This window comes from Aquabacterium olei (assembly GCF_003100395.1).
In the GTDB taxonomy this organism is placed as follows: Bacteria; Pseudomonadota; Gammaproteobacteria; order Burkholderiales; family Burkholderiaceae_C; genus Aquabacterium; species Aquabacterium olei.
Window position 1 is genome coordinate 183,528 of the sequence record NZ_CP029211.1, and the last position, 17,807, is coordinate 201,334.

Below are 17,807 nucleotides of genomic sequence, written 5' to 3' on the forward strand. Positions count from 1 at the left end.
ATCACCCACCGTTGCAAACGGCATCCAACCCTAGACTGACACCATGACCGACCACCTCCTCGCCCTCGATCAGGGCACCTCCAGCTCGCGCAGCATCCTGTTCACGGCCGATGGGCAGATCGTGGCGATGGCCCAGCGTGAACTGCGCCAGATCTACCCGCAGCCGGGCTGGGTGGCCCACGACCCGCGCGAGATCTGGCAGGGCCAGATCGACACGGCGCGCGAGGTGCTGGCAAAAGCCGGTGTGACGGCGGACCGGGTACGCGCCATCGGCATCACCAACCAGCGCGAGACCACGATGGTGTGGCACCGCGGCACCGGTCAGCCCCTGGGCGACGCCATCGTGTGGCAGGACCGCCGCACCGAAGCCCAGTGCCAACGCCTGCGCGACCAGGGCGCCGAAGCCCTGGTGCAGGCACGCACCGGCCTGCGCATTGACGCGTACTTCTCTGCGACCAAGCTGCAGTGGATCCTCGACCACGTGGACGGTGCACGCGCCGCAGCCGAGCGTGGCGAGCTGGCCTTCGGCACCGTCGACAGCTGGCTGATCTGGCAGCTCACCGAAGGGCGGGTGCACGCGACCGACGTCACCAACGCCTCGCGAACGATGCTGTTCAACATCCACACCGGGCAGTGGGACGACGAGCTGCTCGCGCTGTTCGACATCCCGAAATCGCTGTTGCCCGCCGTGCAGCCCTCGGCCTCGCACTTCGGTGACACCACGCTGCTGGGCCCGCGGCTGCCCATCGGCGGGGTGGCCGGCGACCAGCAAAGCTCGTTGTTCGGCCAGGCCTGTTTCCGGCCGGGGCTGGCGAAGAACACCTACGGCACGGGCTGCTTCATGCTGATGCACACCGGCGGCACGGCGCAATCCAGCCGCAACGGGCTGGTGACCACGGCGGCGGCCCAGACCGACGCCCACCGGGCCTATGCGCTGGAGGGCAGCGTCTTCATCGGCGGCGCGGTGGTGCAATGGCTGCGCGACGGCCTGCAAGCCATCCGGGCTTCCAGCGAGGTGCAGCAACTGGCCGAAAGCGTGCCGGATGCAGGGGGCGTGGTCTTCGTGCCGGCGTTCACGGGCCTGGGCGCGCCCTACTGGCACGGCGAGGCACGCGGCGCCATCCTGGGCCTGACCCGGGGCAGCACGGTGGCCCACATTGCCCGCGCGGCGCTGGAGAGCATTGCGTTCCAGAGCGCGGCGCTGCTGGAGGCCATGAGCCGCGATGCGATCGCGCACGGCGGCACGGCGGTCAGCGAACTGCGGGTGGATGGCGGCGCGTGCGCCAACGACCTGCTGATGCAGATCCAGGCCGATCTGCTGGGCATCCCCGTCGTGCGGCCCCGGGTGATCGAGACCACGGCTCTCGGCGCGGCCTACCTGGCGGGGATGAGCACCGGGGTCTATCGCACGCTCGGTGAGCTCGAAGCGCAGTGGCAGGTCGAGCGGCGCTTCCTGCCCACGCTGTCGCGGGACGCTGCGCAGGCACGCATGGCGCGGTGGGAACATGCGGTGCGGCAAACACTGGCGCCCTGACCAACGCGGTGGCGCGCGGCAGGGCGCTCAGGTCCCGCAGAACGTCCGATAACAAGCCGTCACGGCAGCTGGCGCCGGCTCGCCGTAGGCGGTGTTCTCGGGCGTCTCGTCAAAGGGCCGCTGCAACGCGTCCATCAGGCGATCGAACGGGTCAAGGTCGCCCTGTTCGGTGGCGGCGGTCAGGGCTTCTTCGACGCGGTGGTTGCGCGCGATGACCCACGGGTTCACTTGCCGCATCGCCGCGGCCCGCACGGTGCCCGCCACGCCCCCTTCCTGCGCGCACCGCTGTTGCCAGCGGGCCAGCCAGGCGTCCACCGCCTGCGGCTCGGCAAACAGCCGCCGCAAGGGCTCGGTCTGGCCTTCGGCCGCATCGGCCAGCCGACGCCACGCCAGGGTGAAGTCCACGGTGTGCTGCTGCAGCAGGTGATACCAGTCCTGCAGCAGCGCCGCATCGGCGGCGTCCGTGTCCGCGCCCTGGGTCGTGAGCCCCAGCTTGGCGCGCTGGCCTCGCCACAGCGCGGCCTCGTACAACGCTGGGAAGCTGTCGATCACCTCGGTGGCCTGCGCCACACCGGCCTGCACCGCCGCCTCGGACGGATCCGCCACGATGAGCGGCAGCAGCGACTCGGCCAGGCGGGCCAGATTCCAGCGCGCAATGGCCGGCTGGTTGCCGTAGGCATAGCGCCCGCCTTCGTCGATGGAGCTGAACACTGCCTCGGGGTCGTAGGCCTCCATGAAGGCGCACGGACCATAGTCGATCGTCTCACCCGAGATCGTCATGTTGTCGGTGTTCATCACGCCGTGGATGAAACCGACATTCATCCATCGCGCGATCAGCTCGGCCTGACGCGCCGCCACCCGCTGCAGCAGGGTCAGGTAGCGATCGGGGCCGTCGATCAGATCGGGGTCGTGCCGGGCGATCGCGTAGTCGGCCAGGCGTTGCAGGGTCTGGCCATCACCGCGCGACGACACGAACTCGAAGGTGCCCACCCGCAGGTGGCTGGCTGCGATGCGGGTCAGCACCGCGCCGGGCAGGGGCCGCTCGCGCCGCACGGGCTCGCCGGTGGCCACGACGGCCAGCGCCTGCGTGGTCGGGATCCCCAGGGCCCGCATCGCTTCACCGAGCAGGGCCTCCCGCAGCATCGGGCCCACGGCGGCCTTGCCATCGCCGCCCCGGGAGAAGGGGGTGCGTCCCGAGCCCTTGAAGGCCACGTCACGGCGGCGCCCTGCCTGGTCGATCAGCTCACCGAGCAGCAACGCGCGGCCATCACCCAACTGGCGTGAGAAATGGCCGAACTGGTGGCCCGCATAAGCCTGCGCCAGCGGCTGGGCGCCGCCCGGCACCGCGTTGCCGGCCAGGATGGCCACGCCCTCCGGGCTCTCCAGCACCTGGGGATCCAGCCCCAGCTCCATGGCCATCGGCGCGTTCAGATAGAGCAGCGAGGGCGAGGGCACGGCCTCGGGCTGCCACAGCGCGTACAGCCCTTCCAGGTCACGCGCGTAGGTGTTGTCGAAGCGAAAGGCAGTGGAAGCAGACATGGGCAAGGCCGGCAGCGAGGGGAAGGCAACAGAGTATGCGCAACCCAGCGCCGCGGCGGGCCGGGCGCCGCGCTTGACCCTTTCCACGCCTCGGCCGCCGGGTGCCTCATCGTGAGGCACCCCAAGTCGCCCGCAGGGGCAGACCCACTTCCCCCCGGCTTGCCAACACAGTTATCCACAGAAAAAGTGGATAACCGCGCCTCGCCGAAACGTCACTCCGCGTCCATGTGCCGGGCGCGGACGGCCAGGATGTCGGGCAGGTGGTCGAGGAAGACCGGTAGCAGCGCGGGGTCAAAATGCGTCCCCGCATCCAGTTTCAGGCGTTCCACGGCCTCTTCCACCGGCCACGCCTTCTTGTAGGGCCGCGCGGTCGTCAACGCATCGAACACATCCGCCACGGCGACGATCCGGGCCTCGATCGGAATGGCTTCCCCCTGGAGCCCGGCCGGATAGCCCGTGCCATCCCAGCGCTCGTGGTGGCACTCCGCAATGCGGCGCGCCATGCGCAGCACGGCAGAAGGATGGTCGCCGATGATCTCGCCCCCGATGGTGGGATGCTGCTTCATCGTGGCCCACTCCTCCGGCGTCAGCGGTCCGGGCTTGAGCAGGATGTGATCGGGGATGCCGATCTTCCCGATGTCGTGCATGGGCGCCGCATGCAGCAGGTCATCGGCCTGTTGCTCGCTCCACCCCATGCCCAGCGCCAGGATGCGGGCGTACTGGCTCATGCGCACCACGTGCAAGCCGGTCTCGTTGTCCTTGTACTCGGCCGCCCGCCCCAACCGCTGGATGATCTGCAGCCGGGTCTCGCGCAGCTCGTCGGCCCGCACAAGCGACAGGTGGGTGCGGACACGCGCCCGCACGATGGGCGGGCTGACGGGCTTGGTGATGTAGTCCACCGCGCCCGCTTCGAACCCCTGGGCCTCGTCTTCGACATCGGCCAGCGCGGTCACGAAGATGACCGGAATGCCGGCCGTGGCGGGCTCGGCCTTGAGCTGCCGGCACACCTCGTGGCCCGTCATGCCCGGCATCATCACGTCGAGCAGGACGAGCTGCGGGTGCTCCTGGCGGGCCAGCTCGAGCGCCCGCTGGCCATCTTTCGCGAACAACAGCCGATGGTCGGCCTGCAGGATCTGGCGCAGCACCTGCAGGTTGGTGGGCTCGTCGTCCACGACGAGAATGACAGGGCGGGAATCGGGCTCGGTCGTCATGCTTGAGAGGGCTCGCTGTGCAGTTCCAGGCGCGCCCGCAGACCTTGCAACTGCGTCGCGCCCATGTCGAAATCGAAGTCGTGGATGGCCTGGCGCAAGGCGGTCAGGTCATCGGAGGGCAGAACCCCCCGGGCGTCGGCGATGAAGCGCTCCAGCAGCGCATCCGGCTGTTCGCCACGCGCCAGGGCCTGCTGCAACACCGTCACCTGGCTCATCAAATGAGCCAGTTCGTCCGCTTCGGGGTGGCGCAGCGCTGGCGGCAGAGGGGCCATGGCATCCGACTGCGTGGCGTCCCGGGCTTCACGGGCGCTGTAATGCACGGCCAGCAGCGTCTCACGCAAGACGGAAAGCAACGCGGTCCAGGCGGCGTGCAGTCCGGCGGGTTCTTGCGGATCGTCCGCCTCGCCCGCCGCCTTTTCAAGCTGGGCGCCAGCAGCCTGGAGGGCAGGCAGCCCCAGGTTGGCGGCCACCCCGCGCAGGCGATGGCCCGCGTTCCTGGCAGCGTCCCGGTCGGGAAGGCGCTGAGGATCCTGCTCGTCCAGCCAGATGCGCTTGGCTTCGCCGAACTGGCGCAAGGCATCGGCGAGCGCGGCCGCGTCGCCCCAGCGTCGCAGCCCCTGTGCAGGATCGATGAGCGGCAGCAGCGCCGCCCCACCTTCCGGCTCCGGGGTCTCGCCGGCGTCGGGCAACGCACCGGGCAGCATGGCGGCATGCCCGGTCACGCGGGCCATCTCCAGCATCAGCGTGTCGAACTCCACCGGTTTGAAGGCAAAGCCGTCCATGCCCGCTTCGGCCGCCTTGCGGCGGTCTTCCTGGAACACACTGGCGCTCAGGGCGATCACCGGGGTGCGCGGCAGGCCCTCGGCCCGTTCGCGCGCCCGCAGGCGCAGCGTGGCATCGAAGCCGTCCAGCTCGGGCATCTGCAGGTCCATCAACACGACGTCGAAGCGGTCGCGTTCACAGCACGCCAGGGCCGTGAGGCCGTTGTCGGCCTCCACCACCGAGTGCCCTTCGCGGCCCAGCAGCAGGATCAACAGGTTCCGGTTCTCGGGCACGTCATCCACCACCAGCACGTGCAGGGGCGGCAGTGTGTGCACCACATGCACCGCGATGGCGGGCGTGGCCCCCGCGGGCGCAGCCTGGAGGGGAATCCGGACGGTGAAGGTCGAGCCCTCGCCCGGCGTGCTCTCGGCCGTGATCTCGCCCCCCATCAGCTCCACCAGCTGACGGCTGATGGTGGTGCCCAGCCCGGTGCCGCCATAGCGGCGGCTCATGGAGGCGTCGGCCTGCGTGAACGGGTCGAAGATCTGCTCGAGGCGATCGGACGCAATGCCGATGCCCGTATCCCGCACGCTGAGCGTCAGCCAGCCGCCATCCTGGCGCGCCCTCAGGATGACGCGGCCCTGCTCGGTGAACTTCACCGCGTTGCCCAGCAGGTTCACCAGCACCTGCTTGAGGCGGTGGGCATCCCCCATGAGGACCGACGGGATCGTGGGATCGAAATCGAGCGACAGGGCCAGCCCCTTCTTGCGGGCCTGCAGGCGCTGCTCCTCCACCACCTGGTGCAGCAACGCGGGCAGGTCGTAGGGCAGCGATTCGAGCGACACCGCGCCGCGGTCCAGCTTCGAGGTGTCGAGGATGTCGTTGAGCAGCACGAGCAGCGAGCGCGCGGAGTTGCGCACCGTTTGCAGATGCTGACGCGCGTCCGACGGGAGCGGCCCGCCCAGCACCACGTCGGTGAAGCCGAGGATGGCGTTCATCGGTGTGCGGATCTCGTGGCTCATGTTGGCCAGGAAGGCCGTGCGCGCCTGCGCGGCACCTTCGGCCTTGAGCTTGGCCTCGCGCAGCGCTTCTTCCATCTGCCGGCGGTCCGACACGTCGAGGATGACGCCATCGATCCAGGTCACGCGCCCGTCCTCATCGTCCTTCACCGCTCGCCCGTGGCTCCACACCCACCGGCTCGAGCCATCCCGGTGGTGAAGCTGGAACTCGACCCGGAAGGGGCGATTCTGCTCGATCGCCGCGCGGACCTCCGTGACGATGCGGGTCGCGTCGGCGGGGCTGATCAGGTCGTTGAGGCGCACACGCGGCGCCTCACCCACAAAATCGCTGGCCGGATGACCGGTCAGGCTCAGTGCGGCTTCGCTGACGAACTCGACCGGCCATCCGTTCACCGGCTTCAGCCGGAACGTGACGCCTGGCAGGTTGCTGATCAAGGACCCCAGCTGCTGCTCACGCCCGCGCAGCGTGCGTTCCATCGCCATCTGCTGGCTGACATCGGAGAACGACGCCACATACAGCAGGCGGCCGCCCTCTTCCGCGCGACGCACCACCATGCGCACCGGCACGGGCCGCCCGCCGCGGGCCGTCAGGCGCGCGTGGTATTCCCGCCCGTCGCTGAAGCGACGGGCAAAGCCACTGAAATCGCCCAGGGCCTCGGAGCGCAAGGGTTCCGGCATCAACTCGGCGGCCGGCTTCCCGATGACCTCCTCGCGCGGGATCCCGAAGATGCGCTCGGCGGCCACGTTGAAGGCCAGCACTGCGCCCGACGGGTCGACCACCACCATGCCGTCCAGCCCGGTGGCGAACACGGCACGCAATTCGGCCGTGCTTTCCTGCAGGGCCTTCAGCAGGTCGCGGTAGCGCATGAGGCCGGCCGCCGCGGCCACCAGGCCAGTGCCGATGACGGTGACCAGGGCGACGCCCAGCGCCATCGGCAGCGGGTCGCCCATCATGGCGACATCGCCCGAAGCCCGCTCACCCGTGAAACGGGCAGCGGCCATGCCGGTGTAGTGCATGCCCGCAATGGCCAGGCCCATCACCGTGCCGGCCACCAGGCTGCGGACCATCTGCCCACCCCGCAGGCGGTCCGCCACACCAAACCGCACCCAGAGCGCCAGCACCGCCAGGCCCACCGCCACCACGAGCGACCCGATGAACATCCAGGGGTCATACCGCAGCACCGCCGACATCTCCATGGCCGCCATGCCCAGGTAGTGCATGGTGCCGATGCCGCCACCGACCAGCAGGCCGCCCGAGCACAACTGGGCGCGCGTGATCCTCTCCCGCCTCAGCAGCCCCAGCGCCACCCACGACGCGGCCACGGCCGGCAGGATGGACAGCAGGGTCGGGCCGGCCGCATAGCGCACAGGAACGCACAACTGGAACGCCAGCATGCCCACGAAGTGCATGGCCCAGATGCCGCCGCCCAGGCTGACGCTGCCCGCGGCGAGCAACAGCCGCGCGGAGCGGCTGTCGGTCGCGCGCGCCTGCGCGGCCGCCTGCAGCGCCATGGTCGAGGAAAAAATGGCGACCAGGACGGACAAGCCGACCAGCCAGAGGTCGTGCGACCCCGGCAGAAGCAGTACGGGATCGACGTCCCGGACGAAGAACGTGTGCGCAAAATCCATCGTGCATTTTCGGAAAGCTGCAGGGCACTTTGTCACCGGCGGACGAGGTCAGAGTGTGAAAAACACGCGCTTTCCCGGGCCGGCCTTCCGGTCACCTCCGTGGGGGTGCGGCGCTGCCCCTCCACGCGCCGCACCCATATATGTATCATTCTGTAACTAACGCCCGTGTGTGGCACTGCGCTTCGGCGCGGGATGTGGTTGCTGATGCTTGATTTCGAACACCGCGGCGGTCGTTTTGCCCGTGCCGCCATCGTGCTGGGCCTCGCCGCAGGCTCCCTTCTCATTGTGTTGACGACCGGCACGCCGCTGCCCTGGCCGACACCCGCCGGGATCGAGCCAGCGGCGGTCCATCTGCTGCTTGACCTGCTGTGTGTGGTCGTGGCGTCGTTGACCGTGGCCACGGCCTGGCACGCCGTCGGCCGCGAGCGCACCACCACGGGCCGACTGGTGCTCAGCGGCTTCACCGTCGTGGCCGGCGTGCACCTGGTCCACGCGATCAGCCAGGCCGGCCTGGCTCCCTGGTCCGCATCCGACGTGATGGTCAGCGGCTTCTTCTGGCTCAGCACCGGCGCGGCACAGGTGCTGACCATCGGCGCGGCCACCCTGCGCGTGCAGACAGGCGCCGGCCGCATGACCTGGTTCACCGCAGGCCTGGTCACCCTGCTCGCCTTCATCGGCACCGGGCTGGTGATCGGTCGCGCCGGGCCTCATCCCTCGCATGCCGAAGCCGTCGTGGTGGCCCTGGGTTGGGCGCTGGGCGTGCTCAATGGCATGACGGCGGCATGGAACTGGAGCCACTACCAGCGCACACGCGAGACCCGTTACCTGTGGTTTGCAGCCGCCTGCGCCGTGGCGGCCCTGGGTGAACTGGCGCGGCTGACGGTCGACGCAAGCGAGGTGCCGCTGCTGGCCCATCTCTATCGCCTGGTGGGCTATGCCTTCATCTATCGAGGCACCTTCACCGCCAGCGTGGAAGCCCCCTACGCGCAGCTCGAGCTCTCCGAAGCCACGGTGAAACGCCAGCAGGACCAGCTCAACACGCTGTTGCGCAATGTGCCGGTGGGCCTCGCGCAGCTCGATCGCCAATTGCGTTACCGCTATGTGAACCCGGTGCTGGCCTCACACCTGCATACGACACCCGGTGATCTGGCCGGCACGCACTGGCGCAACTACCTGCCAGCCTCCTGGCAGCATCCGGTGGGGGCCCACCTGCACGAGACCCTGGAAGGCAAGCGCACCGAGTTCGAGTTCGAGTACCAGAGCGAGCATGGCGACACCCGCCACGCGAACGCCATCATGGTGCCCGAGCGCAATGCCCACGGTGAGATCGAAGGCGTGCTGGCCATCTTCACCGACCACACCGAGCGGGAGCGTGCCCGGCGTCAGCTGGCCGAATCGATGCGGGAGGTGACGGAGTTGAAGTCAGCGCTCGATGCGCATGCCATCGTCGCCGTCACCGACGCACGCGGCGTCATCACCCGTGTGAACGACAAGTTCTGCATCATCTCGAAGTACCGCCGCAGCGAGCTGCTGGGCAGCACGCACCGGCTCATCAACTCGGGCCACCACCCGCAGTCCTTCTTCGACACCCTCTGGAAGACCATCAGCTCCGGCATGGTGTGGACGGGCGAGATCTGCAACCGCGCCAAGGACGGCTCGCTGTACTGGGTTTACACCACCATCGTGCCCTTCGTGGGCGAAGAGGGCATCCCCGTCCAGTACATCTCCATCCGCGCCGACATCACCGAGCGCAAGCGTGCCGAGCAGGAAGCCCAGCACATGGCCCTGTACGACGTGGTGACCGACCTGCCGAACCGGCGCCTGATGGGCGAACGGCTGCGCGAGGCGCTCACTTCGTCGACCCGTTCCGACCAGTACGGCGCGCTGATGCTGCTGGACCTCGACAACTTCAAGCAGATCAACGACACCCTCGGGCACGACCAGGGCGACACCCTGCTCCGAATGGTGGGCGAGCGGCTGCAATTCAGTGTGCGCCAGGCGGACACCGTGGCCCGCATGGGCGGCGACGAGTTCGTGGTGATCCTGTCCGATCTGGGGCGCGGCATGCAGACCGCGCTGGCTGCCGTGCAGGCCATCAGCGAAAAGATCCGCCTCTCGCTGAGCGAGCCCTATGATCTGGACGGGGCCGCCCTCGACGTCACATCCAGCCTGGGCGCCGTGCTGTTCCAGGGCGAAGACGAGCGAGAAGACAAGCTGCTCAAGCGGGCCGACATGGCGCTCTACCGGGCGAAGGCACAGGGTCGCAACCGCCTCAGCGTGTTCGACCCCGGACTGGAATCCGCCATCCTGGCGCAGGCCAGCCTGCTGCAGGACCTGCGCCAGGCCTTGCCTCGCCGCGAACTGGTGCTGCACGCACAGCCCATCGTGGACGAGACCGGCGCTGTGCGCAGCCAGGAGATCCTGCTGCGCTGGGCGCACCCGACGCGCGGGCTGGTTTCGCCGGGCGAGTTCATTGCGCTGGCCGAGCAGCACGGGCTGATCCTGGACATCGGCAACTGGGTGCTGCGCCGCACGTGTGCATGGCTGGCGGCATGCGGGCGCGACCCGGCACGGTCCGCGTGGACGGCCGCCATCAATGTCAGTGTCCGTCAGCTGCGGGACCCCGGGTTCGTGGATGCCGTGCTGCGCGCGCTGGCCGAAACCGGTGCGCCGGCACACCGGCTGCGGCTGGAACTGACCGAGAGCATGCTGCTGACGGAGGTGGACGAGACCATCGCCAAGATGTCGCGCCTGCGGGAGGCTGGCGTGCGCTTTGCACTCGACGACTTCGGCACCGGCTACTCGTCGCTGAGCTACCTGCGCCGGCTGCCGCTCGACGAGCTCAAGATCGACCGCAGCTTCATCGCCGACGTGGCCGGCGAGGGCAACGATGGCGTCATTGCGCGCACGATCATTTCGCTGGCCAACAGCCTCGGCCTGAGCGCCGTCGCCGAAGGCGTGGAAACGGCCGAACAGTTCGAGGCGCTCAAGGCGCTGGGGTGTCACGCCTTCCAGGGCTACCACTTCGGGCGGCCCCTGCCACTGGCCGACCTGTGAGCCCCGTGGCTCAGCCGCCCGTCACGGGCGGAAAGAACGCCACCTCGGCACGCTCCGTCACCGCGTGAGCGTCATCACACAGCTCGTGGTCACACGAGACGCGGATGCCGGCCCGCGCGGCCAGGGCCTCGGCATGCAGCGGGCTGCGGGCCATCAGCGCCTCGCGCACCCCGCCCACGGTGGGCGTGCCCAGTTCGTGCAGGGCCAGGGCGTCGCCGTCGCCCAGCTTTTCGCGCAGCGAGGCAAAGTAGCGGATCGTGATCATGTTCGGTATCGAAAGCGGGTGAGGGTCAGTAGGGTTGATCCAGCGTGAGCGTCACGTGCGTGCCGGCCCCGTCGGAGCGCACGTCCAGCCGGGCCCCGATGCGCTCGGCCCGCTCGCGCATGATGCTGATGCCCACGTGGGTGCCGTCCGGCGCGCCATTGTCGACGTCGAAGCCGCGGCCGTTGTCGCGCACGGTGATGCGCCAGCGCGGCCGCGCCACCACATCGAGCCAGACCTCGCTGGCCCCGGCATGCTTGCGCACATTGGACAGCGCTTCCTGCACGATGTGCAGCACCTGGATCTGCACATCGGCTGGCAGTGGCACGCCATCGTCCTGATACTGGAAGTGCGTGCGCAGGCCCGCCTGGATCTCGAACTTGGACAGCGTCTCGCGCAGGGCCAGGTCGAGCTGGCCGCTGTCGGTGCGCACCCGGAAGTGCAGCAGCAGCTCGCGCACATCGCTGTAGCTTTCCTTGATGCCCGCGTCCAGTTCCGACATGGTCGACTCGACCGCCGCACGGTCCTGCTTGTTCATGGCCGAGCGCAGCAGCGCCATCTGGATCTTCAGGAAGGCCAGCGACTGGGCAATGGAGTCGTGCAGCTCCTGCGCCAGCAGCTTGCGCTCGCTGGCCACCGCCGACTCGCGGTCCAGCGCGGCCATGCGCAGACTTTCCATCGCGCCCGCCAGGTGGCTGCCCAGGGCTTCGAACAGGCTGCGGTCTTCCACGCTGAAGGCGGTGTCGCTGCGGTAGAAGAGCTCGATCTCGCCCAGCAGCCGGTGTTGCAGGTTGAGCGGGATGGTCACCAGCGTGGTGTAGCCCTCTTCGGCGCAGCGGCGCTGGACCTTGGCGGAACCCGCATCCGCCTTGCGCGCCTCTTCCATGATGGGGATCACGCGCAAGCGGGCCGCCGAGCCGGGCTGCGGCCGGTCTCCGCAGAAACAGGCGCCCGTCAGCACGCACTGCTCCTCTTCGGCCAGGATGCGGGGCAGGCTGTCGCTGGCGAGCAGCATGTAGCGGTCGTTGGCCTCGTCCGACCAGCGGATGGCCACCGCATCGGCGTGGGCGATCAGGCGCATCTTGCGCGCAAAGCCCTCGCCCAACGCCTGCAGCGTGTCGGCCGACGCCACAAAGGTCGACACGTCGTACAGCGCCTTGAGCCGCGCCTGCTCCTTGCGCAGCTTGCCGGTCTTCTCGGCCACCTTGGCTTCCAGACCGCCGTACAGGGCCCCGAGCCGCTCGGTCATGCGGTTGAAGCCCTCGGCCAGCTCACCCAGTTCGTCGGCCGCACCGGGCGGCACACGCGCGGCAAAATCACCCTGCTCGACCCGCTGCGCGGCATGGCGCAGGTTGGCAATGGGCTCGAGGATGACGACGTGGCTGGCATACAGGATGGCGAGTGCGCTCAGCACGGCCAGCACCATCATCACCAGCTGGAAGGTGTGCAAGGCCACCGTGCGCGTCTCGAGGCGCTGCTCGATGGACGACACCAGCGCGTCGACCTCGTCCACAAAGGCCTCGACCCGCAGGACAGGATCATGCGGCGCCTGACCGGACAGGGACTGCAACACCTGAGCCCGCAAGACGCCCCAGCTGTGCTGTACGCGGGCCAGATGGCCCTGCACCTCGTGGTTGCCCGGCACGCTGAGCGGGCGGCGTGAATCCCCGCTGGTCAGCAGGGCCAGGCTGCCATCCAGCTCGGCCACGCGGCGCATCACACCCTGCAGCGCCTCGGCATCCCGGCCGGCCTGCAGGTCGCGCACCTGCAGGGCGATCTGGTAGGAGCGCATGCGCATGCGGCCGGCTTCGTTGATGGCCGCAGCGCCGCCTTCCAGCTGCCACGTCACCCACATGGACAACCCCACCGTGAACAAGGCCACGGCCAGGAACACGCCCCCGATGGCCGCCAGCTTGCGCGCGAGCGTCAGGTCGGACGAGCGTGACAGTGAGGACCCGGGGCGATCCAGGCGATCGTGGACGTCGGGAGGCGGTTCTGCAGAAGGAGACACAAGGGCCATGTTGCGCGGTGGTCAACCACCGGTCTGGGCCATGAAGCGCACGATCTTCTCCGGCCGGTCAGTGAACTCGTGCCGCTCCGGCTTGTGCGCAATGCCATCGAGGATGGCCTGGCGCAGCTCGTCGTCACCCGCGCCGTCACGAAGCAAGCGGCCCAGCGGCACCTGGTCATTCTGCCCGAGACACAGATAGAGCGTGCCATCCACCCCCAGGCGCACGCGGTTGCAGGCCGCGCAGAAGTGCTGGCTCATGGGCGTGATGACCCCGAAGTTCATGCCACTGTGCGGGTCGACCCAGTAGCGTGCTGGCCCCCCGCCCCCGCCACCCGGCAGCTGCGGAATCAGCCCGATGCGGCGGGCCAGCGCCTCGCCCAGCGCCGTCAGGTCGCGGCCCACGGTGGCCCGGCCGGTGTCCCCCACCGGCATGGGCTCGATCAGGCGCAGCACCAGCCCGTGCTGGCGCGCATAGGCCACCATGTCTTCCACTTCGTGGTCGTTGACGCCCTGCTGCACCACCATGTTGAGCTTGATGGGCGCAAAGCCGGCGGCCACCGCCGCGTCGATGCCGCGCAGCACCTCGCTGAGGCAATCGCGCCCGGTGATGCGCGCCATGCAGCCGGAATCCAGGCTGTCGAGGCTGATGTTGAGGCGGTCGACACCGGCCTGCCGCAGGGGCACCGCCATGCGGTCCAGCCGTGTGGCATTGGTCGAGACGGACAGGTCCTGCAGACCGGGCAGGCGCTTCAGGCTGGCTGCCAGGGTGTCCACGCCCCGGCGCAGCAACGGCTCGCCGCCGGTCAGCCGCACACGGCGCACACCCAGATCGACGAACAGGCCGACCAGGCGCTGCATCTCGTCCAGTGTCATCCAGTGGGCCGGTTCCTCGAAGCCCTTGAAGGACTTGGGCAGGCAGTAGGTGCAGCGCAGGTCGCAGCGGTCCGTGATCGACACCCGGAGATAGTCGATCACGCGTTGGTACGGGTCGATGAGGGTGGGCATGACAGCGGACGGCAAGGCAGTGAGCATCGTGGCCTGGCCAGTCTAAGGAAGCACGCAGGCGCTGACCATCCTTCTGTAGCAGTAGTCCCCCCGGATCGGCCGCCCGGCGCACCCGTACCCTGCACAGGTCGAACCACATGCCGGACAATCGGGCGCTTTGTCGCTGCCCTCTTCCCCCGGAGCTGCCATGCCCATCCGACTGCTGGTGGTCGACGACCACACCCTCTTTCGCCGCGGCCTGATCGCGTTGCTCGGTCAGTTCAGCGAACTGGAGATCGTGGCCGAAGCCGGCGACGCCGGCGAGGCGCTGCGCCACATCCAGACCCACCAGCCCGACGTGGTGCTGCTGGACAACCACCTGCCCGGCGTGCACGGCATCGACGCCCTCCCCCAGCTGCTGGCCCACCAGCCGGCGCCGCGGGTGCTGATGCTCACCGTCAGCGAAGACGCCGATGACCTCGCCACGGCCCTCTCACGCGGGGCCAGCGGCTACCTGCTCAAGACCGTGGAGGGCGACGACCTGGTCGACGCCATCCGCCGCGTGCACCGGGGCGAATCGGCCGTCTCGCCGGAAATGACGGGCAAGCTCGTCGCCGCCTACCGCCAGGCGGTGCAGCAATCGCCGCAATCGCCGGGCGTGGCGGCCGAGGCGCCGCCCCCCGCTGCCACGCCCACGGCGGCCGATCGGGCCACCGAAGCCACACCCCATCCGCTGGCCAAGCTCTCACCGCGCGAGCGCGACATCCTGCGCGAGATCGCCCGCGGTGCGAGCAACAAGGAGATCGGCCGCAAGCTCGACATTGCCGAGACCACGGTGAAGATTCACGTGCAGCACATCCTGCGCAAGCTGAACCTGACCTCACGGGTCCAGGCCGCGGTGCTGGCTTCATCTGATCCAGATCAAACCTGACCGCCGGACTACTCCGATCGAACGACCCCACCTGATCCACAGAAGGATACCGATGTTCGCCTGATATTCCGACACTGCCGACATGGAAAAGGAGTCGACCATGTCGAGCAGTAACAGGAGGGCCATCTCGGTTCTTGTCGTGAGCACACTCGCCTTCACGGTGTGCTTCATGGTGTGGATGATGTTCGGGGTCATCGGGATCCCGCTGAAGAAGCAGCTGGGTCTGTCGGCCACGCAGTTCGGTCTGCTGACCGCCACGCCCGTTCTCACTGGCTCGCTCGTGCGCGTGCCGCTGGGCATCTGGACCGACCGCTTCGGTGGCCGCATCGTGCTGTTCATCACGATGCTGGCCTGTGTCGTGCCCATCTGGCTGATGGCCTATGCCACCGAATACTGGCACTTCCTGGTGCTGGGCCTGTTCGTCGGTCTGGCCGGGGGCTCGTTCTCGGTCGGCACGCCGTACGTGGCCCGTTGGTTCCCCAAGAACCAGCAAGGCTTTGCGATGGGCGTGTTCGGCGCCGGCAACTCGGGTGCGGCCGTCAACAAGTTCGTCGCGCCCGTCATCGTGGTGGCCCTGGGCTGGACGATGGTGCCGCAGGTGTACGCGGCCGTCATGCTGGGCACCGCGCTCCTCTTCTGGTTCGGCAGCGCGCATGACCCGGCCCACCTGGTGCCGCCCTCCAAGGGAGGCTTTGCTGCGCAACTCAAGGCCCTGAAGGACCCGCGCGTGCTCAAGTACTGCCAGTACTACAGCATCGTGTTCGGCGGCTATGTGGGCCTGTCGCTGTGGATGGTGCAGTACTACGTCGGCGAGTTCGGCCTGGACCTGCGCGTCGCCGCCCTGCTGGCCGCGTGCTTCTCGCTGCCCGGCGGTGTGCTGCGCGCCATCGGCGGCTGGCTGTCCGACAAGCACGGCGCGCACAAGGTGACCTGGTGGGTGATGTGGGTGAGCTGGATCTGCCTGTTCCTGCTGAGCTACCCGCAGACCGACTTCACCATTCAGACCCTCAACGGCCCGCAGACCTTCCACATCGGCCTGAACGTCTACACCTTCACCGCGCTGATGTTCATCCTGGGCATTGCCTGGGCCTTCGGCAAGGCCAGCGTCTTCAAGTACATCAGCAACGACTACCCCCAGAACATCGGCGCCATCAGCGGCATCGTCGGGCTGGCCGGCGGCATGGGCGGCTTCATCCTGCCCATCCTCTTCGGCTACCTGCTCGACCTCACCGGTGTCCGCTCCAGCGCCTTCATGCTGCTCTACGGGGTGGTGTGGGTCTCGCTGATCTGGATGTACCTGACCGAAGTGCGCACCCGCGACGTGCTGGGTGGCGAACCGCAAGGCGCCGTTGCCGGCAGCCGCTCCTGATTTCTCCTGAACAAGGACCACACCATGGCCATCCATGCAAGCACGGCGGGCGCCAAGCCCCGCCCGGGCTCCACGCTGACCGTCTGGACGCCCGAAGACAAGGCCTTCTGGGCCTCACAGGGCCAGGCAATCGCCAAGCTCAACCTCTGGATCTCGGTGCCCGCACTGTTCCTGGCCTTCGCGGTCTGGCAGCTGTGGAGCGTCGTGGCAGTGAACCTGCCGCAGATGGGCTTCCAGTACTCCACCAACCAGCTGTTCTGGCTGGCCGCGGCCCCGGCGCTGTCGGGCGCCACGCTGCGCATCTTCTACTCCTTCATGGTGCCGGTGTTCGGTGGTCGCCGCTGGACGGCCATCTCGACCGCCTCGCTGCTGATCCCCGCCATCGGCATCGGCGTGGCCGTGCAGGACCCGACCACGCCCTACCCGACCATGCTGATCCTGGCGCTGCTGTGCGGCCTGGGCGGCGGCAACTTCTCGTCGTCGATGGCCAACATCAGCTTCTTCTTCCCGAAGGAGCGCAAGGGCTCGGCCCTCGGCGTCAACGCTGGCCTGGGCAACCTGGGCGTGTCGGTGGTGCAGTTCCTGAGCCCCATCATCATCTCGGTGGGCGTGTTCGGGGTGTTCGGCGGTGACTCGCAGCACATTGTCAACAAGGCCGGCCAGCAGGTCGAGGTGTGGGCGCAGAACGCCGCCTTCGTCTGGGTGCCCTGGATCGTCATCGCGGCGCTCGCATCGTGGTTCTTCATGAACGACATCGCCGATGCCAAGGCCTCGTTCGCCACGCAGGCGGCCATCTTCCGCAACAAGCACAACTGGCTGATGTGCGTGCTGTACCTCGGCACCTTCGGCTCCTTCATCGGCTACGCCGCGGGCTTTCCGCTGCTGATCAAGTCGCAGTTCAAGGACGTGAACCCGCTGGCCTACGCCTGGATCGGCCCGCTCGTCGGCGCGCTGATCCGCCCGGTGGGGGGCTGGCTGGCCGACAAGCTCGGCGGTGCCCGCGTCACCTTCTGGAACTTCATCGTGATGGCGGCGGCCGTGGTGGGCGTGCTGTGCTTCCTGCCCAAGACCACCGGCAGCGCCTGGGCCTTGCCCTTCGGCCCGCATGACGGCAGCTTCATCGGCTTCTTCCTGATGTTCCTGGTGCTGTTCCTGACCACGGGCATCGGCAACGGTTCGACCTTCCGGATGATCCCGGTGATCTTCCTGAACCTGAAGACCCGCCGCGTGCCCCGCAACGACGAGGTGGCCCAGGCTGCTGCCCTGAAGGAAGCCAACACCGAAGCCGCTGCCGTGCTGGGCTTCACCGCGGCGTTCGCAGCCTACGGCGGCTTCTTCATCCCCAAGAGCTACGGCTCGGCCATCGCCGCCACCGGCGGCCCCGAGCTCGCCCTGGTTGCCTTCATCGCCTTCTACGTGCTGTGCATCGGTCTGACCTGGTGGTACTACGCCCGCCGCGACGCCGAACTGCCCTGCTGATCCCCCTTCTTCTCCAAAAG

The 17,807-nt window shown here is 68.5% G+C and carries 11 protein-coding genes; 5 read left to right on the top strand and 6 right to left on the bottom strand.

Going from position 1 to position 17,807, the window contains the following annotated elements; genetic code table 11:
* Window positions 1-43: 43 nt before the first annotated feature.
* Complete coding sequence (gene glpK, locus DEH84_RS18185) at window positions 44-1,534, top strand: glycerol kinase GlpK (protein ID WP_109038624.1); 1,491 nt, start codon at window positions 44-46, stop codon at window positions 1,532-1,534.
* Window positions 1,535-1,561: 27 nt separating this feature from the next.
* On the opposite strand, the gene DEH84_RS18190 is transcribed toward glpK, so the two are convergent.
* The 3 genes from DEH84_RS18190 to DEH84_RS18200 form a co-directional block, all read right to left on the bottom strand.
* Window positions 1,562-3,073 (bottom strand): protein adenylyltransferase SelO, encoded by a 1,512-nt coding sequence (locus tag DEH84_RS18190; RefSeq protein ID WP_109038625.1) that lies wholly within the window; start codon window positions 3,071-3,073, stop codon window positions 1,562-1,564.
* Between the two features lie 212 nt (window positions 3,074-3,285).
* A complete protein-coding gene (locus DEH84_RS18195) occupies window positions 3,286-4,284 on the bottom strand; it encodes a response regulator (protein WP_109038626.1) in 999 nt (332 codons plus the stop codon).
* Entirely contained in the window at window positions 4,281-7,694 is a 3,414-nt protein-coding gene (locus tag DEH84_RS18200; protein ID WP_109038627.1) for an MHYT domain-containing protein, read from the bottom strand. Before DEH84_RS18200 ends, DEH84_RS18195 begins: the two co-directional genes overlap by 4 nt.
* A gap of 204 nt (window positions 7,695-7,898) precedes the next feature.
* Between DEH84_RS18200 and DEH84_RS18205 the strand changes: the two genes are divergently transcribed.
* Window positions 7,899-10,751 carry a bifunctional diguanylate cyclase/phosphodiesterase gene (locus DEH84_RS18205; protein WP_159099063.1) on the top strand — a complete coding sequence of 951 codons (2,853 nt, stop codon included), beginning with the start codon at window positions 7,899-7,901 and terminating at the stop codon, window positions 10,749-10,751.
* A 10-nt stretch (window positions 10,752-10,761) separates the two neighbouring features.
* Here the strand turns inward: DEH84_RS18205 and DEH84_RS18210 are convergent, their stop codons facing one another.
* Genes DEH84_RS18210 through moaA form a run of 3 tightly spaced genes read right to left on the bottom strand, consistent with a single transcriptional unit; the run spans window position 10,762 to window position 14,029 of the window.
* Complete coding sequence (locus tag DEH84_RS18210; protein WP_109038629.1) at window positions 10,762-11,016, bottom strand: MoaD/ThiS family protein; 255 nt, start codon at window positions 11,014-11,016, stop codon at window positions 10,762-10,764.
* A gap of 25 nt (window positions 11,017-11,041) precedes the next feature.
* Window positions 11,042-13,033 carry a type IV pili methyl-accepting chemotaxis transducer N-terminal domain-containing protein gene (locus tag DEH84_RS18215; protein ID WP_109038630.1) on the bottom strand — a complete coding sequence of 664 codons (1,992 nt, stop codon included), beginning with the start codon at window positions 13,031-13,033 and terminating at the stop codon, window positions 11,042-11,044.
* 12 nt (window positions 13,034-13,045) lie between these two features.
* Window positions 13,046-14,029 carry a GTP 3',8-cyclase MoaA gene (moaA, locus tag DEH84_RS18220; RefSeq protein WP_109038631.1) on the bottom strand — a complete coding sequence of 328 codons (984 nt, stop codon included), beginning with the start codon at window positions 14,027-14,029 and terminating at the stop codon, window positions 13,046-13,048.
* A gap of 187 nt (window positions 14,030-14,216) precedes the next feature.
* Between moaA and DEH84_RS18225 the strand changes: the two genes are divergently transcribed.
* The 3 genes from DEH84_RS18225 to DEH84_RS18235 all read left to right on the top strand — a co-directional run bounded on the left by DEH84_RS18225 (window position 14,217) and on the right by DEH84_RS18235 (window position 17,787).
* Window positions 14,217-14,939 (top strand): response regulator, encoded by a 723-nt coding sequence (locus DEH84_RS18225; protein WP_109038632.1) that lies wholly within the window; start codon window positions 14,217-14,219, stop codon window positions 14,937-14,939.
* A 100-nt stretch (window positions 14,940-15,039) separates the two neighbouring features.
* Entirely contained in the window at window positions 15,040-16,308 is a 1,269-nt protein-coding gene (locus DEH84_RS18230; protein ID WP_109038787.1) for an MFS transporter, read from the top strand.
* Between the two features lie 24 nt (window positions 16,309-16,332).
* Entirely contained in the window at window positions 16,333-17,787 is a 1,455-nt protein-coding gene (locus DEH84_RS18235; protein WP_109038633.1) for a NarK family nitrate/nitrite MFS transporter, read from the top strand.
* Window positions 17,788-17,807 lie beyond the last annotated feature (20 nt).